We start from the raw sequence: 25,820 nt of genomic DNA, 5'->3' as shown, positions 1-25,820 counted from the left end.
CGGACCGGGAGATTGGCCAGCGCACACTATGAATGATCTGGACATGGACTTCTTGCTAGGCGCCGAGAACGACGAGGCGCCATCCCGCCGCCGGCCCGCCGGCAGCCGGAGTCAGCAGCGCCGCAGCCGCAGGCGGCGCAAGCGGCAGCGCCGCAAGGGCTACGTCGCGACCCTGTTCGCGGTCGTGATCATCGTCGGCGTCCTGGGCGGCGCCGGATACTACGGCTTCAACTGGGTCAGCGGGGTGATGATCCCGAAGGACTACACGGGCGAGGGCACCGGCGAGGTCGTGGTCGAGATCGACGAGGGGGCCACCGCCTCCGACGTCGCCCAGATGCTGGAGGACGAGGGCGTGGTGGCCAGCGCGCGGGCGTTCGTCAACGCGATCGGCGCGGCCGGGAAGAGCTCCTCGCTCCAGCCGGGGCAGTACACGATGCGCAAGGGCATGTCGGCGGAGTCCGCCGTCGTCCTGCTGGACCCGAGCAAGCGGGTGCTCAACCGCCTCACGATCCGCGAGGGCCTGCGCCTCAGCAAGATCTACACAGAGCTGTCCACGGCCACCGGAAAGCCCGTCTCCGAGTTCCGCAAGGCCGCTCGCCAGGACATCGGTCTGCCCTCCTACGCCAAGGGCAAGCTCGAGGGGTTCGCGTTCCCCGCGACCTATGAGATCAGTGCGAAGCAGACGCCGAAGCAGATTCTGTCCAAGATGGTCGAGCGGTTCACCCAGGCGGCGGAGAAGCTCGACCTGGAGGAGCGGGCCAAGCAGATGAGCTTCACGCCCCGCCAGATCATGATCATCGCCAGCATCGTGCAGGCCGAGTCCGGCAGCGCCGAGGACATGCCGAAGGTGGCGCGGGTCATCTACAACCGGCTCGGCCGCAACCCGCAGATGCCGCTCGCGATGGACAGCACCGTCATGTACGGCCTGGGCAAGTACGGCATCTCCGCCACGCACGCCGACCTGGAGAGCACCTCGCGGTACAACACGTACAAGTACCTCGGCCTGCCGCCCGGCCCGATCAGCAACCCCGGTGACCACGCCATCGAGGCGGCGCTGAACCCGGCGGACGGCAACTGGCTGTTCTTCGTGACCGTCGACCCCAAGCGCGGCATCACGAAGTTCACCGACAGCGACACCGAGCACCAGAAGTTCGTCGAAGAGTTCAACAGGAACAACCGATGACCGGAACCGTCTCGCGGGCCGCCGTCCTCGGCTCTCCGATCGCCCACTCGCTGTCCCCGATCCTGCATCGGGCCGCGTACGCGGAGCTGGGCCTGCGTGACTGGCGCTATGACGCGATCGAGTGCGACGAGGACGGCCTGGCCGGGCTGCTCGGCACGATGGGGCCGGAGTGGGCCGGCCTGTCGCTCACGATGCCGCTCAAGCGCGCCGTGCTCCCCCTGCTCGACACGGTCTCCGACCTGGCCGTGGCGGTCGGGGGCGCGAACACCGTGGTCTTCGGGGACGGCGGCGCGCGGCACGGCGAGAACACCGACGTGTACGGCATCGTGGCCGCGCTCACCGAGGCCGGGGTGTCGGCACCGAGGGGGGCGACGATCCTGGGCGGCGGCGCGACCGCGGCCTCGGCGATCGCCGCCCTGCATGAGCTGGGACTGGGCGAGCCGGGGCTCGGCGAGGTCACTCTCGTGGTCCGCGACCCGGCGCGCGCCGGGGACACCCTCCGGGTGGCCGAGCGGCTCGGGGTGGCGGTGGCCGCCGTGCCGTTCGACAGGGGGTTCGGCCGGGGTTCGGCCGGCCGGATCGAGACGGGGGAGCTGGTGATCTCCACGCTGCCCTCCGGGGCGGCCGACCACCTCGCCGGGGAGGTGGCCGCGGCGCTGCCGGACAAGGGCGCGCTGTTCGACGTGGTGTACTCACCCTGGCCGACTCCGCTGGCGGCGGCCGTGCGGGACCGGGGGCTGACGGTGATCGGCGGCTTCGCGATGCTGCTGCACCAGGCGGTCAGGCAGGTGGAGCTCATGACGGGCCGGAGCGAGGCGCCGGTCGAGGCGATGCGGGCCGCAGGCGAGGCCGAGATCGCCCGGCGGGCCGGGTGACCCGCCGGGGCCGGGAGCACGGGAGGAATGGTTCGTGCGCCGGCGACGTTGTGCTATTGTGAGTCATCGATCGGTCCGGCGTGGCGCCGGACGCGCAAGCGGAGGTCCTCCTCCCACCTGATTCGCCGAAAGGCGGACGGGTCAAGGATCACACCGGAGTTTCCGGCAGGGCTGGGACTCCGGCAAAGAGTTCGGCTCAGTGACCCCGCATGCGTGACGTGCGGGGTTTTCGTGTTTCCCGCACGGTCGAGTAGCAAGCGGAAGTCTTTTGGAGGTCCCATCAGCACCGAGCCCCGCATCAACGACCGCATTCGTGTGCCAGAGGTCCGCCTCGTCGGCCCGAACGGCGAGCAGGTCGGCATCGTCTCCATCGGCGACGCACTGAAGCTGGCCCAGGAGAGCGACCTCGACCTCGTGGAGGTCGCGGCGACGGCCCGGCCGCCTGTCTGCAAGCTCATGGACTACGGCAAGTTCAAGTACGAGTCGGCCATGAAGGCGCGCGAGGCCCGCCGCAACCAGGCGCACACGATCATAAAGGAGATCAAGCTCCGGCCGAAGATCGATCCGCACGACTACGAGACCAAGAAGGGTCACGTCGTGCGCTTTCTCAAGGCGGGAGACAAGGTCAAGGTCACGATCATGTTCCGGGGCCGCGAGCAGTCCCGTCCGGAGCTGGGGTTCCGGCTGCTGCAGCGGCTCGCCGAGGACGTCACGGAGCTGGGCTTCGTCGAGTCGCAGCCCAAGCAGGACGGCCGAAACATGATCATGGTCATCGGGCCGCACAAGAAGAAGGCCGAGGCCAAGGCCGAGAAGGCCGCGGCCAAGGTGCAGCGTGAAGCGGACCCGACGACGGGGGATTCCGCCGCGGAGTGATCCGCGGGATCCGGGTGACGGCGCGTCCGGCCTGAGGGCCGGACCGACCACCCGGAAACAGACCACATATTGGATGAGCCAGGGCTGCCATGGTCCCGGCGTGGTAGGTCACGCCGTCGGCCCGGAGGGCACCAGACCCGGACCGGCGGCACGGATGAAGTAGGGAGAGACGGCTGACATGCCGAAGATGAAGACGCACAGCGGTGCGAAGAAGCGGTTCCGGCTGACCGGCACCGGCAAGGTCATGCGCCGCCGTGCCAACCGGCAGCACCTTTTCGAGCACAAGCCGTCCACCCGCACCCGCCGTCTCGACGGTTTGGCTGTCATGTCGGACGCCGACACCAAGAAGATCAAGAAGCTGCTCGCCAAGTAACCGACCCGGGGAGATAGAACGAAATGGCACGCGTGAAGCGGGCGCTCAACGCCAAGAAGAAGCGCCGGGTCGTCCTCGAGCGGGCGAGTGGTTACCGGGGACAGCGGTCGAGGCTGTACCGCAAGGCCAAGGAGCAGATGCTCCACTCGATGACCTATGCGTACCGGGACCGCAAGGACAAGAAGGGCGCGTTCCGGCGCCTGTGGATCCAGCGGATCAACGCAGCGGCGCGCCTCAACGGGATGACCTACAACCGGTTCATCCAGGGCCTGCGGCTCGCCGGCATCGAGGTGGACCGCAAGATCCTGGCCGACCTCGCGGTGAACGACGCCCAGACCTTCGCCACGCTGGTCGAGTCCGCCAAGAAGGCGCTCCCGGCCGACGTGAACGCGCCGGTCGCCTGAACTGAATCCGCTGAGGGCTCACCGTCGTCCGGTGGGCCCTCAGTCACGTTTGAGGGATCGGGAAGGTAATGGCGGAGATCACGAACATCAGGTCGCCACGCGTGAAGGCGGCACGCAGGCTGGCCAAGCGGGCCTTCCGCGACCGTGACCGCGCGTTCCTCGCCGAGGGGCCGCAGGCGGTCCGCGAGGCCCTGGCGATCGAGGACGCGACGGTCGAGCTGTTCGCGACCGCCGAGGCGCAGCTGCGGCACGGCGACATCGTCGCCGCCGCCACCGCGGCCGGCGTCCCGGTCCACTGGGCCAGCGGCGAGGTCATGGCCGAGCTGACCCAGACCGTCACCCCGCAGGGCATCGTCGCGGTGTGCCGGTTCGTCCACGTTCCGCTGGCCGAGGCCGTGCCACCGTCCGGGGCCCGGCTGGTCGCCGTGCTCGCCCACGTCCGCGACCCCGGCAACGCGGGCACGGTCCTGCGTACGGCGGACGCCGCCGGAGCCGACGCCGTGGTGTTCAGCGGCGCCTCGGTGGATCCGTACAACGGCAAGTGCGTGCGGGCCAGCGCCGGGAGCCTGTTCCATCTCCCGGTCGCGACCGGAGCCCCGGTGGCGGAGGCCGTACGGCACGCACGCGAGTCGGGGCTGCGCGTGCTCGCCGCCGACGGCGCGGGAACCCGGACGCTCGACGAGATCGACCTGGGCCGGCCGACCGCGTGGATGTTCGGGAACGAGGCCTGGGGGCTGCCCGCCGAACTGCTCGAACTCGCCGACGAGGTGGTGCGGGTGCCCATTTACGGCCGGGCGGAGAGCCTCAATCTCGCCACCGCTGCCGGCATCTGCCTCTACGCTTCCGCGCGCGTTCAACGGAAGACTTTACACTCCGTAGAAGAACCCACTACCCCGCGCAGTTGACCCTGCCGACATTCCCTGGAAACCCGCTATTGTCGGCGGTCAGGGCACAGGGCGAAGTCGAGGAGGCGTTCTCGTGCGATGTGACGACACCCCCGGCGGCACCCAGGAGCGGGCCGACTGCGGGAGTGCGTACATCGATGTGGACGAGCTCCCCGACGGGCTCATCGTCCTCGACGGCGACGGCGTCGTCCTCAGCGTGAACCGGGCCGCCGAGCGGTTGACCGGGGTGACGCGCCGGGCGGCGCTCGGCAGGCACATCGGCGACGGCCTCCCGTTCCGCGACGCCGACGGCCGTGACTGGTGGAAGAGCCTCGACCCGCACGGCGGCCTGGCCATTCGCAGCCGTCAGCCGGAGCGTCCGCTGCATCTGCCCGGCCGTCCCGAGCTGTTGGTCGCCACGCGCCTCGTCCGCAGGCCCGAGCGGGGCGGCCCGGTCGTCCGGATCGTGATCACGCTCAGGGACGCCTCGGCCAGGGCCAGACTCGAGCGCAGCCGGGCCGATCTCGTGTCCACCGTCGCGCATGAGCTCAGATCACCGCTGACCAGCGTGAAGGGGTTCACCGCGACGCTCCTCGCGAAGTGGGAGCGGTTCAGCGACGCGCAGAAGCTCGTCATGCTGGAGACGGTCAACGCCGACGCCGACCGGGTCACCCGGCTGATAACCGAGCTGCTCGACGTCTCCCGGATCGAGTCCGGCCGGCTGCAGATCCACCGCCAGGTCGTGGACATCCCCGCGCGCGCCCGCCGGATCGTCGCCGGTCGCGTCGCGGCGGGGGAGCGGGAGGACCGCTTCCACGTCGAGGTGCGCGGCGAGCTGCCGGAGACCTGGCTCGACCAGGACAAGATCGACCAGATTCTCGCCAACCTGGTGGAAAACGGGCTGCGGCACGGACGCGGTACGGTGACCATAGTGGTGGAGCCGGTCGAGTGGGGAGTGGCGGTGTCGGTACGCGACCAGGGTGAGGGCGTGGCGCCCGAGCTGGTCGGCCGTGTCTTCCGCCAGTTCTGGCGCGGCAACGGGCGCCGCCGGGGGGGCACCGGGCTCGGCCTGTTCATCGTCAAGGGCCTCGTGGAGGCCCACGGCGGCACGATCAGCGTGCAGCGCGCGCCCGGCGGCGGCGCCGAGTTCCGATTTATCCTGCCCACCGGCGCCCCCGACTTCGGGTGACGGTCCCGGTGGGCTGATCGGACTAAACTGACTCCGCCGAGCGCCCGGCGCTCGCTGCCCTGGATACGGAGCTTTCTCTTGTCGAACACCTATGACCCGGTCGAGGTGACGCCGTTGCACGCGGACGAGGTCGCGCGGGCGCAGGCCGACGCGCTCGCCGCCATCGCCGCGGCGAAAGACCTCGACGAACTCAAGCAGGCGCGGCTCGCGCACGCCGGAGACCGATCGCCCATCGCACTGGCCAACCGTGAGATCGGCGCGCTTCCGCCCGCCGCACGGGCCGAGGCGGGCAAGCGGATCGGCACCGCGCGCAGGGCCGTCGCCGAGGCGCTGACCGCCCGCCAGGCCGAGCTGGAGGCCGAGCGCGACGCCCGCGTGCTCATCGAGGAGACCGTCGACGTCACGCTGCCCTGGGACCGCAGGTCCCGCGGCGCCCGGCACCCGCTCACCACGCTGCAGGAGCACATCGCTGACGCGTTCATCGCGATGGGCTACGAGATGGCGGAGGGCCCCGAGCTCGAGGGCGAGTGGTTCAACTTCGACGCGTTGAACATCGCCCCCGACCACCCGGCCCGCTCCGAGCACGACACGTTCTTCGTGGAGAGCACCGAGTCGGGCAAGGTGCTGCGCACCCAGACCTCACCGGTGCAGGTGCGCGCACTGCTGTCACGCCCGCTGCCGGTGTACGTGATCTCGCCGGGCAAGACCTTCCGCACCGACGAGCTCGACGCCACCCACACGCCGGTCTTCCACCAGGTGGAGGGCCTGGCGGTCGACAAGGGGCTGACGATGGCCCACCTGAAGGGCACGCTCGACCGGTTCGCCGAGGTGATGTTCGGGCCGGGCATACACACGCGGTTCCGGCCGAACTACTTCCCCTTCACCGAGCCGTCGGCCGAGATGGACCTGCGCTGCTTCGTCTGCCGCGGTTCCTCGGCGCTGCCGGGCAACCCGCTCTGCCGTACGTGCAAGGGCGAGGGCTGGATCGAGTGGGGCGGCTGCGGCATGGTCAACCCGCGGGTGCTGGTCGCCTGCGGCGTCGACCCGTCCGTCTACTCCGGGTTCGCCTTCGGCATGGGCATCGAGCGCACGTTGATGTTCCGGCACAACGCCGAGGACATGCGCGACATGGTCGAGGGCGACGTCCGGTTCACCCAGCCGTTCGGAATGGAGGTCTGATGAAGGTCCCGCTCTCCTGGCTGCGGGAGTACGTCGATCTCCCCGCGGTCACCGCCCACGAGGTGGCGGACAGGCTCACCGCCGCCGGCCTCAAGCTGGAGGCCATCACCTCGCACGGCCACGAGATCAAGAACGTGGTCGTCGGCCGGGTCCTCGAGATCGAGGAGCTGACCGGGTTCAAGAAGCCGGTCAGGCACTGCAAGGTCGAGGTCGGGGAGGCCGCGCCGCGCGAGATCGTGTGCGGTGCGACCAACTTCTCCGTCGGCGCCGTCGTGCCGGTCGCGCTGCCCGGCGCCGTCCTGCCCGGCGGATTCGAGATCGGCTCACGCAAGACCTACGGGCGGATGTCGGACGGCATGATCTGCTCGGAGGCCGAGCTCGGCGTCGCCGAGTCCTCGCCGGGGATCCTGCTGCTGCCGGACGACACCCCGATCGGCGCCGACGTGGTCGAGCTGCTCGGCCTGCGCGACGACGTGCTGGAGCTGGAGATCACGCCGGACCGCGGGTACGCGCTGTCGATCCGGGGCGTCGCGCGTGAGGCGGCCATCGCGTTCGGCGTGCCGTTCCGCGACCCCGCCCAGATCGAGCTGCCCGCCGCCGACGGCGAGTCGTGGCCGGCGTCGATCGGCGACCCCACCGCCTGCGACCGGTTCGTGCTGCGTGCCGTGTCCGGGTTCGACCCCTCGGTCGAGAGCCCGCTGTGGATGCGGGTGCGGCTGGCCCGCGCCGGCATGCGGTCGGTCTCGCTCGCCGTCGACGTGACGAACTACGTGATGCTGGAACTGGGCCAGCCGCTGCACGCCTTCGACCGCGCCCGCCTGACGGGCGAGATCGTCGTGCGGCGCGCCAGGCCGGGCGAGAGCCTCGAGACGCTCGACCACGTGGTGCGGAGGCTTCACGAGGACGACATCCTGATCACGGACGCCTCGGGGGCGCTCTCGATCGCCGGCACGATGGGCGGTCTGCACTCCGAGATATCGGACGACTCCACCGAGATCGTGATCGAGGCCGCCCACTTCTCCGCCACCGGCATCGCGCGGAACTCGCGCAGGCACAACCTGGTGAGCGAGGCGTCCAAGCGCTTCGAACGCGGCGTGGACCGTGAGCTGCCGCTGGCCGCCTCCTGGCGTGCCGTACGGCTCCTCGTCGAGCTGGGCGGGGCCACGGCCGAGCCCGGCGTGACCCACGCCGAGGTCGAGCCCGCCCCGGTGCGGGTCACGATCCCGGCCGGCTATCCCGGCCGCGTCGCCGGCCTGCCGTACGCACGGGAGACCGTGATCCGCAGGCTGGAGCAGATCGGCTGCGTGGTGACCGAGGGCTCGGCCGGGCAGGCCGTCGCCGTCACGGGCGGTGTGGCCGCCACCGGTGTGGTCTCCTCGAGCGGCGGCATGGCCGGCAAGCTCGCCATCCCCGGCGACGACCTGATCACGGTCACCCCGCCGAGCTGGCGGCCCGACCTTTCCGATCCGAACGACCTCGCCGAAGAGGTCATCCGGCTGGAGGGCTACGAGCACCTGCCGTCGGTCCTGCCCGTCGCGCCGGCGGGCGCCGGGCTGACCGAGGAGCAGCGGCTGCGCCGCAGGGTGGGCCGGGCGCTCGCGATGTCGGGGTACGTCGAGGTGCTGTCGTACCCGTTCATGGGCGGCCGCGACCTCGACAACCTGCTGCTCGCCGAGGACGACCCGCGCCGGCGGGTCACCCGCTTGGTGAACCCGCTGAGCGAGGACGAGCCGTTCATGCGGACCACGCTGCTGCCGGGCCTGCTGAAGACCCTGGTGCGCAACGTGGGCCGCGGCTTCAGCGACGTCGCGCTGTTCGAGACCGGCCTGGTCTACCGGCCGGAGCCGTACGCGCCGGCCACCGCGCCGGTGCTCGCGGTCGACAGAAGGCCGTCGGCCGAGGAACTCGCCGAGGTCGAAAGGGCGCTGCCGAGGCAGCCCTACCGCGTCGCCGTCGTCCTCACGGGCGAGTTCGAGCGCTCCGGCTGGTGGGGCGAGGGCCGCCGGGCGTCCTGGGCCGACGCCATCGAGGCCGCCCGGGCCGTCGCCCGCGAGGCGGGGACGGAGCTCGAGGCCCGGTCGGACCGGCACGAGCCGTGGCATCCCGGACGGTGCGCGGAGCTGAGCATCACCGATCCGGGCACCGGTGAGCGGGTCGTGGTCGGGCACGCGGGTGAGCTGCACCCGCGCGTCGTCGAGGTGTACGGCCTGCCGCCCCGCACGGCCGCGATGGAGCTGGAGCTGTCGCTGCTGCGGCCGGCGGGACCGGTGCAGGCGCCGGCGGTGTCCACCTATCCGGTGGCCACGCAGGACGTCGCGTTGATCGTCCCGGCCGAGACGCCGGTCGCCGAGGTGGCGGCCGCGCTCACCGAGGGCGCGGGCGAACTGCTGGAGTCGGTCCGGCTGTTCGACGTGTACGAGGGTCCGCAGGCGGGTGAGGGCAACAAGTCGCTGGCCTACGCGCTGCGTTTCCGGGCGGCCGACCGGACGCTCACGGCCGAGGAGACCACCGCGGCCAGGGACGCCGCGGTCGCGCTGGCCGCCGACCGCACCGGAGCCCGCCTCCGCGGGGCCTGAGCGCACGGCGAGAAGGACAGGGGACGGGCGCCGGAAAATGCTTCGGCGCCCGTCCGCGTCTGTGGGTACGCTCGGCCGATGGAGATCAGAACCGCCGGAGACGAGGACTGGCCGAAGATCTATCCCTTCTACGCCGCGATCATCGATGAGGGGAGGACCTACGCCTTTCCGGAAGGTCAGACCCTGGAAGAGGCCCGGCCATGGTGGATGGAGTCCCCGCCGGGGCGGACGGTGGTAGCGGTCGAGGACGGGGTGATCGTCGGCTCGGCGAAGATGGGACCCAACCGGCCCGGCCGCGGCTCACACGTCGCCACCGCCTCGTTCCTCGTCGATCCGGCCCGGCAGGGCAGGGGCGTGGGGCGCGCTCTCGGCCGCCATGTCGTCGACTGGGCCCGGGCCGAGGGCTACCGGGGCATTCAGTTCAACGCGGTCGTCGAGGTCAACGCCCCGGCCGTGCACCTGTGGAAGTCCCTCGGGTTCGAGGTCGTCGGCACGGTCCCGGAGGCCTTCGATCACCCCGAGCACGGCCTCGTCGGATTGCACGTGATGTACCTGCGCTTCTGAGTTCCGGCGGCGCTGAGTTCCGGAAATTTCCGTACCTTTGTGTGACTGTGATGTTACGCTCGGTTGGGTCGGAACCTCTGGAGGGACCATGAGCGTTGCCACGGTTGTTCATTACCTGCTTCCGGACCCCGAGACCGTCGTGGCGCCGCGGCCGCCCGTCGACCACGGCGAAATGGTCAGAGACGTGGAGAAGGCGTTCTTCGCTGCCGGGCTCGACAGGGCCGATTTCGCCTGGGAGGCCCTCCGCCCGCCCGATCTCGACACGGCCGACATCGAGGACGGGCGTACGTCCGATCTGGTCGTGGTCGATCGTGCGGTGCTCGCGCGGGCCAGAAGACAGCGCGCGCGGCGGCTGTCCCCGGCGCAGGTGGCGTTGGTGATGGAGGTCACCTCGCGGGGGAACACGACTGTCGACCTGCCTCCCCCGGCGACGCTGTGTTCCCCGCTGACCGGGTCGTGCGGCCAGGCCCGCGCCGGGATCGGGCACTACCTGCTGGTGGACCGCGATCCCCGGGTGGCGAAGGTGCTGCTCTACACCGATCCCGACCCTGAGCCGGGGACGTACGGCACGCTCGCCGGAATGTGGGACTTCGGCCGGACGGTCGAGCTGCCCGAGCCGTTCGGCCTACGGATTCCGACGAGGCTCTGGGAACCCTGGGAGAGCTGACGACGGCCGCGCAGGGACAGGCTGCCCTGCACGGCCGTCCAGACGCCCTCTCGGGATCAGGAGGTCGTCATCGTGGTGGGCGTCACGCCGTGCCGCAGCTCGGCGTGGGCGTGGCGGCGGTCCCGTTGGCCGTGAATCCGAAGGTGGTGGAGGCGCCTGCGCCCAGGCTGCCGTTGTAGGTCGCGTTCCGCACCGTGACGGAGGAGCCGGAGCCGGACAGGGCGCCTCCCCACAGCTGCGTGATGCTCTGCCCGCTCGGCCAGCTCCAGGTCACCGTCCAGCGGCTGATCGCGGAGCTGCCCGCCTTCACCGTGACGTTGGACTGGAAACCACCGGGCCAGGAGTTCACCGTCTGGATCGTCGCGGTGCACCCGCCCTGTCCGGACGGCGGCGGCGAGGGCGTCGTCGTCGGAGTCGGAGAGGGAGAGGTGGGCGGCGGGGTGGTGCCGCCGTCGGGCGCGACGGCCCGTCCGGTCGACGGGGAGATCATGCCGGGGCACAGGTTGCGGCTTCTCAGGTTCGCGACGATCTGCGGGATCGCGGCGACCGTGGTCGCGTACTGGTCGTGCATGAGGATGATCTGACCGTTCTGCAGCCGGCTCGCGGCCTGCACGATCTGGGCCGTGCTCGCGCCGTTCCAGTCCTGGGAGTCGACGTCCCAGATGATCTCCCTGAGGCCGAGTTGCTGCTCGATCGACTTGAGCGTGGTGTTGGTCTCACCGTACGGCGGGCGGAACAACCTGGGCGCGCTGCCGGTGATCTGCTGGATCGCCTGCTGGGTCTGCTGAAGCTCCGACTGGATCTGCGAGCCGCTCATCTGGGTCAGGTGCGGATGAGTCCAGCTGTGGTTGCCGATCCACATGCCGGCGTCCACTTGGGCCCTGACCAGAGACGGGTTGTTCCTAGCGTTCTGCCCGATGTTGAACATCGTCGCCCGTACGCCGTTGGCCTTCAGCGTGTTGAGCAGCGTGGTGGTGTTGCTCGGGTTGGGGCCGTCGTCGAAGGTCAGGCCGACGTATCCGGCGCTGCAGTCCGCGGCCGCGGCCGTGGACGGCAGAGCCACGGTCAGGGCCGCGCCGACGATGCCGACGGCGCTCATGACGAGTGCCTTTCTCAAACGTGCACGGCGGCTGCGGCCGCTGCCGGTGGAAACGGCGCTGTCGATCATGTCTGTTCCTCCACTGGAACACTGATCAAGACGGGGATGTGTGCGGTGCCGGCCACGCACGTCGGGGAAGAGCTCTGCCTGCCGCTCATTCTGTGGAGGGTCCTGAAACATGTCAACGATTAGCTGAAAACTTTCAGGAATCTGAACCGATTAACAGGGATCTGTGCTGCTGCAACGTCGAAGACCTCCATGGGAAACTTTCAGCGGGAAAACGAGACCGTCAGCGCCGGACATGCGAGCAGGCCGGTCATGACGTCCGCATGACCGGCCTGCGACGGGCGGGGATCAGAGGCCGAGCGTCTCCCGTCTGAGCCGGGTCTTCAGCACCTTGCCGCCGGGATTGCGCGGCAACTCGGCCTCCCGGAACCAGAATCGGACCGGCACCTTGAAGGCCGCCAGCCGCCCGCGGAGGAACTCCCGGAGCTCCTCGGCGGTGGCCGCCGAGCCCGGCCTGAGCCGTACGACGGCTCCGACCTGCTCGCCGAACTCGTCGTCGGGGATGCCGATGACGGCGGCGTCGTCCACCGCCGGGTGTTCGAACATGGCCGCCTCGACCTCGGCGCAGTACACGTTCTCGCCGCCGCGGATCACCATGTCCTTCGCCCGGTCGACGATGTAGACGAAACCCTCCTCGTCGATCCTGGCGAGGTCGCCGGTGTGCAGCCAGCCGTCCACGAACGTCTCGGCGGTCGCCTCCGGCCGGTTCCAGTACCCCTTGATCACGATGGGGCCGCGGACGCACAGCTCGCCGACCTGGCCCGGCGGCAGCTCGTTCCCGAGGGGGTCGCACACCTTGACGTCCACCACCGCCAGCGGATGGCCGATGCTGTCGGGCCTCGCGAGGTAGTCCGCGCCGCTGTTGTACACGGCCAGCGCGCTCGTCTCGGTCATGCCGTACCCGTTGGACGGGGTCCGGCCCGGGAGCAGCTCGGTGAGCCGCTCGAGCAGCTTGGGCGGGGCCGGCGCGCCGCCGTACGAAACGCCCCCGAGCGAGGAGACGTCGTGGTCGCCGAGGGAGGGGTGCGACAGGAGCTGCCAGGCGTTGGTCGGCACGCCGCTCAGCACCGTGACCTTCTCGCGCTCGATCAGTTCGAGCGCCGCTCCCGCGTCCCACCGGTACATCAGCACCAGCCCGCCGCCGTTGAACATCGTGGTCAGGAGTACGGCGAAGCAGCCGGTGGCATGGAAGAGCGGGACCGTGAGCAGGGTGTTGTGGCGCACGCGCGCGGCGGCCGCCGGGTCCTTTCCGGCGAGTGCGGCACCGCGCAACCTGGCGTAGGCCACGGTCATCGGGGCCTGGCCGAGGTTGCGGTTGCTGCCGAGCGCGCCCTTGGGCCTGCCGGTGGTGCCGGAGGTGTAGAAGATCGTGGCGGGGTCGTCCGGGGCCACCTCGACCGGCGGCAGCGTCACATCGGCCCGCACCTCGCCGAGCACCTCGGCCCAGTCGGCGTGATCAGAGGGGCCCGCGCCGTCGCCCCTGGCGACGATCATGGGCAGGCCGGCGCCGGACAGCGGTTCCGCACGCTCGCCGTCCGCGATCACGAGCTTGGCCCCGGAGTCGGTCAGGCCGTACGTCAGCTCCTGCTCCGTCCACCACGCGTTCAGTGGCACGGCCACGGCCCCGACGGCCAGGACGGCGGAGAAGGAGATGATCCACTCGGGGTAGTTCCGCATGGCGATGGCCACCCGGTCGCCTTTGCGCACGCCGTAGTCGTCGACCAGCCGGTGGGCCAGCGTCGCCGCGAGCCGGAAGTGCTGCTCGTACGTGTACCGTTCGCCGGAATAGACGACGAAGACCTTGTCGCCGTGGAAGCGGGTGATCTCCAGCAGCGCCCGGAAGGTCGAGGGGGCGTGCTTCCAGATGCGGATCTTGTGGCCGTCCGCCTCGGCCTCTTCCATCTCGAAGAGCTGGCCGGGGGCCGTGAGCCTGGCCTGGACCTGTTCCCTGGTGATCGCCATGTGGGTGCACGCTCCCGGGTCGTCACTTGCCGAGATTTCACGATACCGACCAGTTGGTACGCGGGCCAGCCGTCCACTGCGCGAGACAGTGCTTGCATGATCATGCCTCCGGTTGCATACTTTCCAAGGAAGCAATTTCATGAGACGTGCTGCATAATCATGCAGATCGGTCGACGGACAGGGGGACGACATGAGAGCGGCGATCGCCGGTGCGAGCGGGTACGCGGGAGGCGAGCTGCTCCGGCTGCTGCTCGGCCACCCCACGATCGGCATCGGTACGCTCACCGCCGGATCGAGCGCGGGGACCCGTCTCGGCGCGCATCAGCCCCACCTGCCCGAGCTGGCCGACCGGATCACCGAGGAGACCACGCCGGAGGCGTTGAGCGGCCACGACGTCGTCTTCCTCGCCCTCCCGCACGGCCAGTCAGCGGCGCTGGCCGCCCGGCTCGGCGAGGACACGCTGATCGTCGACTGCGGCGCCGACTTCCGCCTCACCGACCCGGCCGACTGGACGCACTTCTACGGCGGCGAGCACGCCGGCACCTGGCCGTACGGCCTGCCGGAGCTGCCCGGACAGCGTGAGCTGCTGCGGAGCGCCCGCAGGATCGCCGTCGCCGGGTGCTACCCGACCTCGGTGACGCTCGCGCTGTTCCCCGCGTTCGCGGCCGGCCTGGTGGAGCCCGACGTGGTCGTGGTCGCGGCCAGCGGCACCTCCGGCGCCGGCCGGTCCCTCAAACCGAATCTGCTGGGCAGTGAGGTCATGGGCTCGGTCAGCGCGTACGGCGTGGGCGGCGTGCACCGGCACACGCCGGAGATGGAGCAGAACCTGTCGGCGGTGGCCGGACGGCCGGTCCGGGTCTCCTTCACCCCGACGCTCGCGCCGATGAGCCGCGGCATCCTCGCCACCTGTTCGGCTCCGGCCGTGCCCGGCCTCACCGCGGCCGCGCTCCGGGAGGCGTACGAGACGGCGGTGAAGGACGAGCCGTTCCTGCGCCTGCTGCCGGAGGGCGTCTGGCCCGCCACCGCGATGACGATCGGCGCCAACACGGCCGCGCTGCAGGTCGCCCTCGACGAGCGGGCCGGCCGCGTCGTCGCAGTCGCCGCGATCGACAACCTCACCAAGGGCACGGCGGGCGGCGCGATCCAGAGCGCCAACCTCGCCCTCGGCCTTCCAGAAGAACTCGGCCTTCCCCTGAACGGAGTCGCCCCTTGATCACACCGAGCACGCCCGGCACACCAGCAACACGGTCAACCGAGGAGCAGCCATGAGCGTGACAGCACCGCAGGGGTTCCGGGCGGCCGGCGTGGCCGCCGGGATCAAGAGTGGCGGTGCCCGCGACCTCGCCATCGTCGTCAACGACGGCCCGTCGCGCGCCGCGGCGGGCGTCTTCACCCGCAACCGGGTCAAGGCGGCGCCCGTGGTGTGGTCGGAGCAGGTCCTGAGCGGCGGACGGGTGCGCGCGGTGGTGCTCAACTCGGGCGGAGCCAACGCCTGCACCGGACCGCTCGGCTTCCAGGACACCCACGCCACGGCGGAGAAGGCCGCCGAGGTCCTGGACGACAGCGCCGCCGAGATCGCGGTCTGCTCCACCGGCCTGATCGGCGAGCGGCTGCCGATCGACGCGCTGCTGGCCGGGATCGACACGGCCGCCGCACAGCTCTCGCGGGACGGCGCGCTGGCGGCCGCCGACGCGATCAGGACGACCGACACGGTCAGCAAGATCTCCTTCCGCCGGGGCGAGGGCGGATACATGGTCGGCGGCATGGCCAAGGGCGCGGGCATGCTCGCCCCCGCCCTCGCCACCATGCTCTGCGTGATCACCACGGACGCCGACGTCGGCGCAGAAGACCTGGACGCGGTGCTGCGCGGCGCCACCGCCGTGACGTTCGACCGGCTCGACACCGACGGTTGCATGTCGACGAACGACACCGTGCTGCTGCTGGCCAGCGGGGCCTCCGGGGTGCGGCCGGACCTCGCCGAGTTCGGGAAGGTCGTCACCGCCGTCTGCGCCGACCTCGCCCGCCAGTTGCTGGTCGACGCCGAGGGCGCCACCAAGGCCATCGCCATAGAGGTGGTCGGGGCGGCCTCGGAGGACGACGCCGTGACCGTGGGCCGGGCGGTGGCCCGCTCCAACCTGCTCAAGTGCGCGATCCACGGGGAGGACCCCAACTGGGGCCGGGTGCTCAGCGCGGTCGGCACCACCGACGCCGTCTTCGCGCCCGAGCGGCTCAACGTCGCGATCAACGGCATCTGGATCTGCCGTGGCGGCGCGGCCGGCGACGACCGCTCCAAGGTGGACCTGCGTCCCCGCGACGTGACCATCACCGTCGACCTGTCCGCCGGATCGCACTCCGCGACCGTCCACACGACGGATCTCACCGCGGCGTACGTCCACGAGAACTCGGCGTACTCGTCATGACGGCCGCACTCGACGGCGCAGGCGCACGGCTCGCCGGCGCGCTCGACAAGGCGTACACGCTGGTCGAGGCGCTGCCCTGGCTGGCGCGCTTCCACGGCGAGACCGTCGTCATCAAGTACGGCGGCAACGCCATGACCGAGGAGCACCTGCGCGCGAAGTTCGCCGCGGACGTGGTCTTCCTCAGGTACGCCGGGCTCAGGCCGGTGATCGTCCACGGCGGCGGTCCGCAGATCCAGGCCCACCTCGATCTGCTCGGGATCGACAGCCACTTCGTGTCGGGCCTGCGGGTCACCACGCCGGAGGCCATGCGGGTCGTCCGGATGGTCCTGGCCGGCCAGGTCAACCGGGACGTGGTCGGTCTGATCAACCGGCACGGGCCGTTCGCCGTCGGCATGTCCGGCGAGGACGCCCACCTGTTCACCGCCGAGCGCAAGCACGCCGTCGTCGACGGCGTCAAGGTCGACATCGGCCAGGTCGGCGAGATCGTCCGGGTGGACGCGGGAGCCGTACGGGCCCTGCTCGACGACGGCCGGATCCCGGTCGTCTCGTCGATCGCCCGGGCCGATCACGGCCCGGCGGAGGACGGGGAGGACGGCGCCGACATCTACAACGTCAACGCCGACACCGCAGCCGCCGCGCTCGCCGTGGCGCTCGGCGCGGCCAAGCTGATCATGCTGACCGATGTCGACGGCCTGTACGCCGACTGGCCCAGCAGCGACGAAGTGATCAGCAGGATCGGGGCGACGGAGCTGGCCGAGCTGCTGCCGTCGCTGTCCAGCGGCATGGTGCCGAAGATGGAGGCCTGCCTGACCGCCGTTCGCGGCGGCGTGCCGCAGGCGCACGTCCTCGACGGGCGGGTGGCCCATGCGCTGCTTCTGGAGATCTTCACAGACCAGGGCATCGGCACGATGGTGGTGCCCGACGACGAAAGCGAGGAGGGGGTCCGGTGAGTACGCGTACCGAGGCGCTGAGCGAACGCTTCGAAGCGGCGTTCATGCGCAACTACGGCGTGCCGCCCGTGGCGATCGCCCGGGGTGAGGGCAGCACGGTGTGGGACGTCGACGGCCGCCGCTACCTCGACTTCATCGGCGGCATCGCGGTCACCTCACTCGGCCACGGCCATCCGGCCCTGGTCGAGGCGGTCTCGCGCCAGGTCGCCGCCCTCGCCCACACCTCGAATCTGTTCCTGCACGAGCCCGAGGTGCTGCTCGCCGAGCGGCTGATCGGACTGCTGGGCGGGCCGGCCAGGGTGTTCCTCGCCAACTCCGGCACCGAGGCCAACGAGGCGGCGCTGAAGCTCGCCATCAAGTACGGCAAGGCGCACGGCAAGAGCTACTTCGTCGCCGCCGAGATGGGCTTCCACGGCCGGACCCTCGGCGCGCTCGCGCTCACCGGCAAGGCCTCGATCCGCGACCAGTTCGGGCCGTTCCCGATCGACGTGCGCTTCGTGCCGTACGGCGACGCGGACGCGCTGAAGAACGCGGTGACCGGCGACTGCGCCGCGGTGTTCCTGGAGCCGACCCAGGGCGAGGCCGGGGTCGTGCCGCCGCCGGAGGGATATCTCGCGGCGGCCCGGGAGATCTGTTCGGCGGCCGGTGCGCTGCTCGTGGCCGACGAGATCCAGTCGGCCATCGGACGCACCGGCAGATGGTTCGCCCACCAGGCGGAGGGCGTGCTGCCCGATGTGCTGACGCTGGCCAAGGGCCTCGGCGGCGGCATGCCGATCGGCGCCTGCATCGGCTTCGGCGAGGCGGGTACGGTCTTCGGACCGGGCGACCACGGGTCGACCTTCGGCGGCAACCCGGTGTCGTGCGCCGCCGCGCTCGCCGTGCTCGACACGATCGAGCGCGACGGGCTGCTGGAGCACGCCGAGGCGATGGGGCGGCGGCTCGCCGACGGGATCTCGGCCATCTCGCACCCGCTGCTGAAGGGGGTCAGGGGCCGCGGGCTGTGGCTGGCCGCGGTGCTGACCTCGGACCGGGCCGCCCGGGTGCAGGCGACGGCACAGGAGGCAGGTTTCCTGGTCAACGCGGTGCAGCCCGATGCCGTACGGCTCGCGCCTCCGCTGGTCGTCACCGACGCCGAGGTGTCGAGCTTCCTCGACGCCTTCCCCGCGATTCTGGAGGCCGCAGATGCCTGAGGTTCCGATCGGACAGGGCGCTGACCCGGCGCAGATCAGACAGGGCGCGGACTCGGCGCAAATCAGACACTTCCTGCGGGACGACGACCTGTCGCCGGCGGAGCAGGCGGCGGTGCTCGACCTCGCCGAGGAGATGAAGAGGGAGCGCGTGGCCACGGGGGGCCGGCGCAGCCGCTACCGGCCGTTCGAGGGTCCGCAGACGGTGGCCGTGCTGTTCGACAAGGCCTCCACGCGCACCCGGCTCTCGTTCGGCGTCGGCATCGCCGAGCTCGGCGGTCAGCCGCTGGTGATGGAGGTCGGCTCCTCGCAGATGGGACGCGGCGAGCCGATCGAGGACACCGCCCGTGTGCTGTCGCGCCAGGTGGCGGCGATCGTGTGGCGGACCGGGGGGCAGGAGCGCATCGAGGCGATGGCGTCGGCGTCCTCGGTTCCGGTGGTGAACGCGCTGACCGACGAGTTCCACCCCTGCCAGGTGCTGGCCGATCTGCTCACGATCCGCGAGCACCGGGGCGTCCTGCGCGGGGTGTCCCTGGCCTACCTGGGGGACGGGGCGAACAACATGGCCCACTCCTACCTGCTGGGCGGGGCCACGGCCGGCATGCACGTACGGATCGGCGCCCCGGCCGGATACCTCCCGGACGCCGTGGTGGTGCAGCGTGCCGCGCAGATCGCGGCGGAGACGGGCGGCTCGGTCAGCGTGATCAGCGACCCGGAGGCGGCGGTCGCCGACGCCCACGTCGTCGCGACCGACACCTGGGTGTCGATGGGCCAGGACGGCAAGGAGGAGCGGATCGCCGCCTTCGGCGCCTACCAGGTGAACGCGAAGCTGCTGGAGTTGGCCGCGCCGGACGCGATCGTGCTGCACTGCCTGCCCGCCTACCGGGAGATGGAGATCACCGCCGAGGTGATCGACGGCCCGCGCAGCGTGGTGTGGGACGAGGCGGAGAACCGGCTGCACGCGCAGAAGGCCCTGCTCCACTGGCTCGTCACGGGCGGTGCGGAGGCGACATGACCATCCCGCTCACCAAGGCGGCGCGGCACGCGCGCATCGTCGAGCTGCTGACCAGGCACAAGGTCCGTTCCCAGCCCGAGCTGGCCCGGCTGCTCGCCGAGGGGGGCGTGGAGGTCACGCAGGCCACGCTCTCCCGGGATCTCGACGAGCTCGGCGCGTTGAAGCTGCGGGCGGACGACGGCACGCTGGTCTACGCGCTGCCCGGCGAGGGCGGCGGGCGGATCCCGCGCTACCGGACCGGTGAGCCCGACGGGTCGGCGGAGAATCCGGACGCCCGGCTGCGCAGGATCGCCGAGGAGCTTCTGGTGTCGGCGGAGGCCTCGGCCAACCTGGTGATCCTCCGTACGCCTCCGGGGGCGGCGCAGTTCCTCGCCTCGGCCATCGACCACGCCGGCTGGGGGTCTATCCTCGGCACGGTGGCCGGCGACGACACGATCCTCGTGATCAGCCGGGATCCCGTGGGGGGCGAGGCCCTGGCCAGGTCGCTGCTCAAGCTGGCCGACCCCGCCACCCCCCGCCACCCCCCGCCGTGATCTTGCGAATACTCGCAGCGGGCCCCGCCGACCTGCGGATCGGCTGTCCGTGATCTTGCAGTTTTTTCGCGGCAGCCCGCGTTACCTGCGCGAACACAGTTCGTGATCTTGCAATTGCAATGGGAAAGAGAAACTCATGAGCGACAGGGTCGTACTCGCCTACTCCGGTGGCCTCGACACCAGCGTGGCCATCCCGTTTCTGGCCGAGAAGACCGGCGCCGAGGTCGTCGCCGTCGCCGTCGACGTGGGCCAGGGTGGCGAGAACATGGACGTCATCCGGCAGCGTGCGCTCGACTGCGGCGCCGTCGAGTCGGTCGTCGTGGACGCCCGTGAGGAGTTCGCGCGGGACTACTGCGTGCCGGCCCTGCAGGCGAACGCGCTCTACATGGACCGCTATCCGCTGGTCAGCGCACTGTCGCGGCCGCTGATCGTCAAGCATCTCGCCGCGGCCGCCGGAGAGTTCGGCGGCACGCACGTGTCGCACGGCTGCACCGGCAAGGGCAACGACCAGGTGCGGTTCGAGGCCGGTCTGGCCGCGCTCAACCCCGACCTGAAGGTCATCGCCCCGGCCCGCGACTACGCCTGGACCCGCGACAAGGCCATCGCCTTCGCCGAGGAGAAGGGCCTGCCGATCGACGTCACCAAGAGATCTCCGTACTCGATCGACCAGAACCTCTGGGGCCGCGCCGTCGAGACCGGCTTCCTCGAGGACATCTGGAACGGCCCGATCGAGGACGTCTACGACTACACCTCCGACCCCGCGGTGCCGCGCGAGCCCGACGAGGTCGTGATCACCTTCGCGCGGGGCGTCCCGGTGGCGCTCGACGGGCGGGCACTGTCGCCGTACGAGATCATCGCCGAGCTCAACCGGCGGGCCGGGGCACAGGGCGTGGGGCGGCTCGACATGGTCGAGGACCGGCTCGTCGGCATCAAGTCCCGCGAGGTGTACGAGGCGCCCGCGGCGATCGCGCTGATCACGGCCCACATGGAGCTGGAGAACGTCACGGTCGAACGCGACCTCGCCCGGTTCAAGCGGTCGGTCGACCAGCGGTGGGGCGAGCTCGTCTACGACGGCCTGTGGTTCTCGCCGCTCAAGCGCGCTCTGGACGCCTTCATCGCCGACGCCCAGCGCCACGTGTCCGGCGAGATCAGGCTCGTGCTGCACGGCGGCCGCGCGGTGGTCACCGGCCGCAGGTCCGACGACTCGCTGTACGACTTCTCGCTCGCCACCTACGACACCGGCGACGCCTTCGACCAGTCGTTGGCCAAGGGCTTCGTCGAGCTCTGGTCGCTGCCCAGTAAGATCGCCGCCGCGAGGGACGCGCGCTAGCCGGACCACTCGCGGATCACCCGTACGCCCCGGTTCCAGGTGCGGAGCTGGGGCGTACGCGCGGAGCCGGGGCGTACCTCGGCTAAGGTCGCGGATTAGTTCCTCGGGAAAGGGACATGAGGGGCGAGCTGGTCCGGGGCTTTTTTATCGATATCGGAGGGAGAAGACGGTGGCGGACAACAAGCCGATGCGGCTGTGGGGCGGCAGGTTCGAGGGGGGCCCCTCGGACGCGCTCACACGCCTGTCGGTGAGCGTGCAGTTCGACTGGCGGCTCGCGCCGTACGACCTGCTCGCCTCGCGCGCGCACGCCCGGGTGCTGCACCGCGCCGGGCTCCTCACGCAGGACGAGCTCGACCGCATGCTCGGCGCGCTCGACGACCTGGATCGGGCGTGCCGGACCGGGGAGTTCCGCCCCACGGTCGCCGACGAGGACGTGCACACCGCGCTCGAACGCGGTCTGCTCGAACGGCTCGGCACGCTCGGCGGCAAACTCCGCGCGGGGCGCAGCCGCAACGACCAGATCGCCACCGACCTGCGGCTCTACCTGCGTGATCACGTCCGTACGATCGTCTCCCGGCTGGTGGAGCTGGAGACCGCGCTGATCGGCCAGGCGGAGGAGAACGCCGAGACCGCCGCACCCGGCATGACCCACCTGCAGCACGCGCAGCCGGTGTCGTTCGGCCACCAGCTGCTCGCCCACGCCCACGCGCTGACCAGGGACGTGGACCGCCTGCGCGACTGGGACCGGCGGGCCGCCGTGTCGCCGCTCGGCTCCGGCGCGCTCGCCGGGTCCTCGCTGCCGCTCGACCCCGCCGCGGTGGCGGCCGAGCTCGGCTTCGACTCCGCCGCGCCCAACTCGATGGACGCGGTCGCCGATCGCGACTTCGCCGCCGAGTTCCTGTTCTGCGCCGCCATGATCGGAGTGCACATCTCCCGGCTCGGCGAGGAGCTCGTCCTGTGGGCCTCGCAGGAGTTCCGCTGGATCGAGGTGGACGACGCCTACTCCACCGGCTCGTCGATCATGCCGCAGAAGAAGAACCCCGACGTGGCCGAGCTGGCCAGGGGCAAGAGCGGCCGGCTGATCGGGGCACTGATGTCCCTGCTGACCACGCTGAAGGGCCTTCCGCTGACCTACAACCGGGACCTCCAGGAGGACAAGGAGCCGGTTTTCGACGCCGTCGACACGCTGCTGCTCGTGCTGCCGGCGGTGGCCGGGATGGTGTCGACCATGCGGGTGAACAAGGCCAAGCTGGAGGCGAGCGCCCCCGACGGGTTCGCGCTCGCCACCGACCTCGCAGAGCTGCTGGTGCGCCGGGGCGTTCCCTTCCGGGACGCGCACGAGGCGGTCGGTCATCTCGTGGTGTGGTGCCAGGTCAACGACAAGGACCTCGGCGAGCTGACCGACGAGGAGCTGGCGAAGGTCTCCCCGCACTTCGCGCGGGGGCCGGACGGTAGTGTCCGGGATGTGCTGAACGTGCCGGGCGCTCTCGCCGCGCGTGCCGCCCGGGGCGGCACCGCGCCCGACCGCGTCCGGGACCAGATCGCCGCGCTGCGCGAGACGGTCGACGACCAGGCGGCCTGGGCGAACGAGAGCTGAGAAGAGGGAGAGTTGGACGGGCGAGGAACGGACACACACCGGCCGAGTGCGGACGAGCCGGAGGTGCGATGCGATGTCGGCGACCTCGGTGACCTCGCCGGCCGCCCGCTCGACCGGGACTTCTTCGACCGTCCCTCCCACGAGGTCGCGCCCGACCTGCTGGGCCGGGTGATCGCCCACGGGCCCGTGGCCGTACGGCTGACCGAGGTCGAGGCGTACGGCGGACCCGGGCAGGACCCGGCGGCGCACACCTACCGGGGGCGCACGCCGCGTAACTCGGTCATGTTCGGCGAACCCGGCCATGTGTATGTGTACTTCACGTACGGCATGCACTTCTGCGCGAACCTCGTCTGTCTGCCCGAGGGCTCCGGCTCCGCCGTGCTGATGCGGGCCGGCGAGGTGATCGCGGGCGTCGACGCGGCTCGCTCCCGTCGCCTCGCCGGCGCGAACGGATCATCGTCCGGCCGTCCCGGGCGTACCATCCCCGACCGCGATCTGGCGAGGGGACCGGCGCGGCTCGGGGTGGCGCTGGGTCTGGTACGTGAGCACAACGGCCTCGACTGCTGCTCGCCGGGCGGACGGATCCGGGTGTACGAGGGCGTGCCGGTCGACCCGTCGCTGATCAGAACCGGACCCCGCACGGGGGTCGCGGCCGCGGCCGAGACCCCCTGGCGGTTCTGGATCGACGGCGACCCCACGGTGTCGCCCTACCGTCCGCACGTACGGCGGCGGCGGACGTAGCCGAGCCCGCGGCGGGCCCCGGCCGTAACCGAGTGGCGATAGGGTTTCCTGGTCAGGCAGGCTTGTACGGGGGCGAAAGCCGTACATCAACGATTAGCGAAAGCCAGGACAGTGACAGACATCCTCGATGAGCTCGAATGGCGCGACGTCACCGCGCAGACCACCGATGCCGACGCGCTGCGGAAGGCACTGGCCGAGGGTCCGATCACGGTCTATGCGGGCTTCGACCCCACCGCGCCGTCGCTCCACATGGGAAACCTGGCCACGCTGCTGATCCTCACCCGTTTCCAGCGGGCGGGCCACCGGCCGATCGGCCTCGTCGGCGGCGCGACCGGTCTCATCGGCGACCCCAGCGGACGCAGCACCGAGCGCGCGTTGAACTCCGAGGACGTCGTGGCCGAGTGGGTCGCGCGGATCCGGAGACAGGTCGAGAGGTTCCTGTCGTTCGAGGAGGGCCCGACGGCCGCCTCCCTGGTGAGCAACCTGGACTGGACCGCCGAGCTGTCGGCCATCGATTTCCTGCGTGACGTCGGCAAGCACTTCCCGGTCAACCGGATGCTGGCGAGGGAGTCGGTCGCGGCCAGGCTGGGCGGGGAGGGACTCAGCTACACCGAGTTCAGCTACCAGATCCTCCAGGCCAACGACTACCTGGAGCTGTACCGCCGGCACGGCTGCACGCTGCAGGTCGGCGGCAGCGACCAATGGGGGAACATCACCGCCGGGGTCGACCTGATCCGGCGTGTCGAGGGCGCACACGTCCACGCGTACACCGGAAAGCTGATCACCAAGGCGGACGGCACCAAGTTCGGCAAGACCGCCGGCGGCGCTGTCTGGCTCGACCCCGCCCTCACGTCGCCGTACGCGTTCTACCAGTACTGGCTGAACGCCGACGATCGGGACGTGGTCCGCCTCCTGAAGGTCTTCACCTTCCGGACGCGGGAGGAGATCGACGAGTTCGAGAAGGCGGTGGCCGACCGCCCCGCGGCCCGTCAGGCGCAGCGCGCCCTGGCCGAGGATCTGACCAGCCTGGTCCACGGCGAGGACGAGCTGGCCCGCGTCATCGCCGCCTCGCGGGCGCTGTTCGGCCAGGGTTCGCTCGCCGAGCTCGACGCCCGGACCATCGAGTCCGCGCTGGCCGAGGTCCCGAAGGCCGCAGTGCCGGCCCTGGGCGCGACGTACGTCGACCTGCTGACCGAGAGCGGCCTGGTCGAGTCGAAGTCGGCGGCGCGGCGTGCGGTCAAGGAGGGCGGCGCCTACCTCAACAACGTGAAGATCACGGATGAGGAGTACGTGCCGGTCGCCGACGACCTGCTCCACGGTCGCTACCTCGTGCTCCGGCGCGGCAAGAAGACCATCGGCGGCGTCGAGGTCGGCTGATCCCATCCGGTCCCGTCCTCGCCTTCGGACGCCGGCGGGGGCGGGACCGTGTTGTGTGCGCGGTTGGTGTCCAGCTCTGGTAATCTTGTCGAGCCGGGTGATCCGGCGGATCCCTCTCCCGGTCGTTTCGACGGGGTGTGGTTCGCCCGGGTATGGTCTCGGTGCCTCCTCTTCTTTCCGGATCTTGGATCCGCTGCGGTTTGCGTGGCGGGGTCGGGTTCGGTAAGTTAGAGGGGTTGCCCCGGAAGGGGTGGTCGGAATTCCCGCCGGGTGGCGGGGGTGATGTCAAGTGGCTGGGCCGGGTTGCCGGTGGGGCTGGTTTGACAGGAACCTCCGGGTCTGGCGAGAATAGATGACACAAAGTGAAGCTGATGTAACGCCCCGGATCCTTGGATCGGCTGCCGGCTGGTTCGGGTGGTGGTGTACGCGTCCGTTTCTTGAGAACTCAACAGTGTGCTAAAAGCCAGTGCATTTTGAATGCATGACCCCGTCCTCGCATGCCTCTGTGGGGTGTGCGGGACGGATTCCTTTGATCGACACCCTTGGTTCATCTGGGGTGTTGGCTGGGGTTTCTTTTCAGACATTGTTTGGAGAGTTTGATCCTGGCTCAGGACGAACGCTGGCGGCGTGCTTAACACATGCAAGTCGAGCGGAAAGGCCCTTCGGGGTACTCGAGCGGCGAACGGGTGAGTAACACGTGAGTAACCTGCCCCTGACTCTGGGATAAGCCTGGGAAACCGGGTCTAATACCGGATACGACCACTCCGGGCATCTGG

General features: G+C 70.6%; 23 protein-coding genes and 1 rRNA gene. 22 read left to right on the top strand and 2 right to left on the bottom strand.

What is annotated here, in order from left to right; all coding sequences use genetic code 11:
- The first annotated feature begins 43 nt into the window (after positions 1 to 43).
- The 11 genes from mltG to AP234_RS23650 all read left to right on the top strand — a co-directional run bounded on the left by mltG (position 44) and on the right by AP234_RS23650 (position 10,767).
- The gene (gene mltG / locus AP234_RS23700) at positions 44 to 1,183 is read left to right on the top strand and encodes an endolytic transglycosylase MltG (protein ID WP_235558340.1); all 1,140 of its coding nucleotides are present in this window, start codon (positions 44 to 46) and stop codon (positions 1,181 to 1,183) included.
- On the top strand, positions 1,180 to 2,058 hold the full coding sequence (locus AP234_RS23695; protein ID WP_055481927.1) for a shikimate dehydrogenase: 879 nt from the start codon (positions 1,180 to 1,182) through the stop codon (positions 2,056 to 2,058). Before mltG ends, AP234_RS23695 begins: the two co-directional genes overlap by 4 nt.
- 213 nt (positions 2,059 to 2,271) lie before the next feature.
- Positions 2,272 to 2,931: a translation initiation factor IF-3 gene (gene infC, locus AP234_RS23690; protein ID WP_083502376.1), complete on the top strand. Its 660-nt coding sequence runs from the start codon at positions 2,272 to 2,274 to the stop codon at positions 2,929 to 2,931.
- A gap of 178 nt (positions 2,932 to 3,109) precedes the next feature.
- A complete protein-coding gene (gene rpmI, locus AP234_RS23685) occupies positions 3,110 to 3,304 on the top strand; it encodes a 50S ribosomal protein L35 (protein ID WP_055481925.1) in 195 nt (64 codons plus the stop codon).
- 23 nt (positions 3,305 to 3,327) lie between these two features.
- Positions 3,328 to 3,708, top strand: a complete 381-nt coding sequence (gene rplT, locus AP234_RS23680; RefSeq protein WP_055481924.1) for a 50S ribosomal protein L20 — start codon at positions 3,328 to 3,330, stop codon at positions 3,706 to 3,708.
- 68 nt (positions 3,709 to 3,776) lie between these two features.
- Positions 3,777 to 4,613 (top strand): TrmH family RNA methyltransferase, encoded by an 837-nt coding sequence (locus AP234_RS23675; RefSeq protein ID WP_055481923.1) that lies wholly within the window; start codon positions 3,777 to 3,779, stop codon positions 4,611 to 4,613.
- 73 nt (positions 4,614 to 4,686) lie between these two features.
- Positions 4,687 to 5,781, top strand: a complete 1,095-nt coding sequence (locus AP234_RS23670) for an ATP-binding protein (protein ID WP_055481922.1) — start codon at positions 4,687 to 4,689, stop codon at positions 5,779 to 5,781.
- A 78-nt stretch (positions 5,782 to 5,859) separates the two neighbouring features.
- Positions 5,860 to 6,960, top strand: coding sequence for a phenylalanine--tRNA ligase subunit alpha (gene pheS / locus AP234_RS23665; RefSeq protein ID WP_055481921.1), 1,101 nt, complete (start codon positions 5,860 to 5,862; stop codon positions 6,958 to 6,960).
- The gene (locus AP234_RS23660; protein WP_055481920.1) at positions 6,960 to 9,536 is read left to right on the top strand and encodes a phenylalanine--tRNA ligase subunit beta; all 2,577 of its coding nucleotides are present in this window, start codon (positions 6,960 to 6,962) and stop codon (positions 9,534 to 9,536) included. Before pheS ends, AP234_RS23660 begins: the two co-directional genes overlap by 1 nt.
- Positions 9,537 to 9,614: 78 nt before the next feature.
- Positions 9,615 to 10,100: a GNAT family N-acetyltransferase gene (locus tag AP234_RS23655; protein WP_055481919.1), complete on the top strand. Its 486-nt coding sequence runs from the start codon at positions 9,615 to 9,617 to the stop codon at positions 10,098 to 10,100.
- Between the two features lie 88 nt (positions 10,101 to 10,188).
- Entirely contained in the window at positions 10,189 to 10,767 is a 579-nt protein-coding gene (locus AP234_RS23650; protein ID WP_055481918.1) for a hypothetical protein, read from the top strand.
- A gap of 82 nt (positions 10,768 to 10,849) precedes the next feature.
- On the opposite strand, the gene AP234_RS23645 is transcribed toward AP234_RS23650, so the two are convergent.
- Complete coding sequence (locus AP234_RS23645) at positions 10,850 to 11,866, bottom strand: polysaccharide deacetylase family protein (protein ID WP_152990583.1); 1,017 nt, start codon at positions 11,864 to 11,866, stop codon at positions 10,850 to 10,852.
- Positions 11,867 to 12,220: 354 nt separating this feature from the next.
- Positions 12,221 to 13,894 (bottom strand): class I adenylate-forming enzyme family protein, encoded by a 1,674-nt coding sequence (locus tag AP234_RS23640; protein ID WP_055481916.1) that lies wholly within the window; start codon positions 13,892 to 13,894, stop codon positions 12,221 to 12,223.
- 190 nt (positions 13,895 to 14,084) lie between these two features.
- On the opposite strand from AP234_RS23640, the gene argC reads away from it, so the two are divergent.
- The 11 genes from argC to AP234_RS23585 form a co-directional block, all read left to right on the top strand.
- Positions 14,085 to 15,107: an N-acetyl-gamma-glutamyl-phosphate reductase gene (argC, locus tag AP234_RS23635; protein ID WP_055481915.1), complete on the top strand. Its 1,023-nt coding sequence runs from the start codon at positions 14,085 to 14,087 to the stop codon at positions 15,105 to 15,107.
- A gap of 52 nt (positions 15,108 to 15,159) precedes the next feature.
- A complete protein-coding gene (gene argJ / locus AP234_RS23630; protein ID WP_055481914.1) occupies positions 15,160 to 16,314 on the top strand; it encodes a bifunctional glutamate N-acetyltransferase/amino-acid acetyltransferase ArgJ in 1,155 nt (384 codons plus the stop codon).
- Positions 16,311 to 17,264 (top strand): acetylglutamate kinase, encoded by a 954-nt coding sequence (gene argB / locus AP234_RS23625; RefSeq protein ID WP_055481913.1) that lies wholly within the window; start codon positions 16,311 to 16,313, stop codon positions 17,262 to 17,264. Before argJ ends, argB begins: the two co-directional genes overlap by 4 nt.
- A gap of 44 nt (positions 17,265 to 17,308) precedes the next feature.
- Positions 17,309 to 18,454, top strand: a complete 1,146-nt coding sequence (locus AP234_RS23620; protein ID WP_055482050.1) for an acetylornithine transaminase — start codon at positions 17,309 to 17,311, stop codon at positions 18,452 to 18,454.
- Positions 18,447 to 19,466: an ornithine carbamoyltransferase gene (gene argF / locus AP234_RS23615; RefSeq protein ID WP_083502375.1), complete on the top strand. Its 1,020-nt coding sequence runs from the start codon at positions 18,447 to 18,449 to the stop codon at positions 19,464 to 19,466. Before AP234_RS23620 ends, argF begins: the two co-directional genes overlap by 8 nt.
- Positions 19,463 to 19,999, top strand: a complete 537-nt coding sequence (locus AP234_RS23610; RefSeq protein WP_055481912.1) for an arginine repressor — start codon at positions 19,463 to 19,465, stop codon at positions 19,997 to 19,999. Before argF ends, AP234_RS23610 begins: the two co-directional genes overlap by 4 nt.
- A gap of 136 nt (positions 20,000 to 20,135) precedes the next feature.
- On the top strand, positions 20,136 to 21,329 hold the full coding sequence (locus tag AP234_RS23605; RefSeq protein ID WP_055481911.1) for an argininosuccinate synthase: 1,194 nt from the start codon (positions 20,136 to 20,138) through the stop codon (positions 21,327 to 21,329).
- A 187-nt stretch (positions 21,330 to 21,516) separates the two neighbouring features.
- A complete protein-coding gene (gene argH / locus AP234_RS23600; protein ID WP_055482048.1) occupies positions 21,517 to 22,926 on the top strand; it encodes an argininosuccinate lyase in 1,410 nt (469 codons plus the stop codon).
- 63 nt (positions 22,927 to 22,989) lie between these two features.
- Complete coding sequence (locus AP234_RS23595) at positions 22,990 to 23,667, top strand: DNA-3-methyladenine glycosylase (RefSeq protein WP_055481910.1); 678 nt, start codon at positions 22,990 to 22,992, stop codon at positions 23,665 to 23,667.
- Positions 23,668 to 23,778: 111 nt separating this feature from the next.
- Entirely contained in the window at positions 23,779 to 25,044 is a 1,266-nt protein-coding gene (gene tyrS, locus AP234_RS23590) for a tyrosine--tRNA ligase (protein ID WP_055481909.1), read from the top strand.
- Positions 25,045 to 25,628: 584 nt separating this feature from the next.
- Positions 25,629 to 25,820: ribosomal RNA gene (locus AP234_RS23585) — 16S ribosomal RNA — on the top strand; the annotation flags it as partial.

This window comes from Sphaerimonospora mesophila (assembly GCF_001417795.1).
GTDB classification, from domain to species: Bacteria; Actinomycetota; Actinomycetes; order Streptosporangiales; family Streptosporangiaceae; genus Sphaerimonospora; species Sphaerimonospora mesophila.
Note: the sequence above shows the minus strand (reverse complement) of the source record. Positions and strands in the feature narration are given on the sequence as shown.

Bases quoted from the DNA above. Each gene is read 5' to 3' on its own strand.
- mltG (WP_235558340.1), top strand. From the start codon at position 44: ATGGACTTCTTGCTAGGCGCCGAGAACGACGAGGCGCCATCCCGCCGC.
- AP234_RS23695 (WP_055481927.1), top strand. From the start codon at position 1,180: ATGACCGGAACCGTCTCGCGGGCCGCCGTCCTCGGCTCTCCGATCGCC.
- rpmI (WP_055481925.1), top strand. From the start codon at position 3,110: ATGCCGAAGATGAAGACGCACAGCGGTGCGAAGAAGCGGTTCCGGCTG.
- rplT (WP_055481924.1), top strand. From the start codon at position 3,328: ATGGCACGCGTGAAGCGGGCGCTCAACGCCAAGAAGAAGCGCCGGGTC.
- AP234_RS23675 (WP_055481923.1), top strand. From the start codon at position 3,777: ATGGCGGAGATCACGAACATCAGGTCGCCACGCGTGAAGGCGGCACGC.
- AP234_RS23660 (WP_055481920.1), top strand. From the start codon at position 6,960: ATGAAGGTCCCGCTCTCCTGGCTGCGGGAGTACGTCGATCTCCCCGCG.
- AP234_RS23655 (WP_055481919.1), top strand. From the start codon at position 9,615: ATGGAGATCAGAACCGCCGGAGACGAGGACTGGCCGAAGATCTATCCC.
- AP234_RS23650 (WP_055481918.1), top strand. From the start codon at position 10,189: ATGAGCGTTGCCACGGTTGTTCATTACCTGCTTCCGGACCCCGAGACC.
- AP234_RS23645 (WP_152990583.1), bottom strand. From the start codon at position 11,866: ATGAGCGCCGTCGGCATCGTCGGCGCGGCCCTGACCGTGGCTCTGCCG.
- AP234_RS23640 (WP_055481916.1), bottom strand. From the start codon at position 13,894: ATGGCGATCACCAGGGAACAGGTCCAGGCCAGGCTCACGGCCCCCGGC.
- argC (WP_055481915.1), top strand. From the start codon at position 14,085: ATGAGAGCGGCGATCGCCGGTGCGAGCGGGTACGCGGGAGGCGAGCTG.
- argJ (WP_055481914.1), top strand. From the start codon at position 15,160: ATGAGCGTGACAGCACCGCAGGGGTTCCGGGCGGCCGGCGTGGCCGCC.
- argB (WP_055481913.1), top strand. From the start codon at position 16,311: ATGACGGCCGCACTCGACGGCGCAGGCGCACGGCTCGCCGGCGCGCTC.
- AP234_RS23620 (WP_055482050.1), top strand. From the start codon at position 17,309: ATGCGCAACTACGGCGTGCCGCCCGTGGCGATCGCCCGGGGTGAGGGC.
- argF (WP_083502375.1), top strand. From the start codon at position 18,447: ATGCCTGAGGTTCCGATCGGACAGGGCGCTGACCCGGCGCAGATCAGA.
- AP234_RS23610 (WP_055481912.1), top strand. From the start codon at position 19,463: ATGACCATCCCGCTCACCAAGGCGGCGCGGCACGCGCGCATCGTCGAG.
- AP234_RS23605 (WP_055481911.1), top strand. From the start codon at position 20,136: ATGAGCGACAGGGTCGTACTCGCCTACTCCGGTGGCCTCGACACCAGC.
- argH (WP_055482048.1), top strand. From the start codon at position 21,517: ATGCGGCTGTGGGGCGGCAGGTTCGAGGGGGGCCCCTCGGACGCGCTC.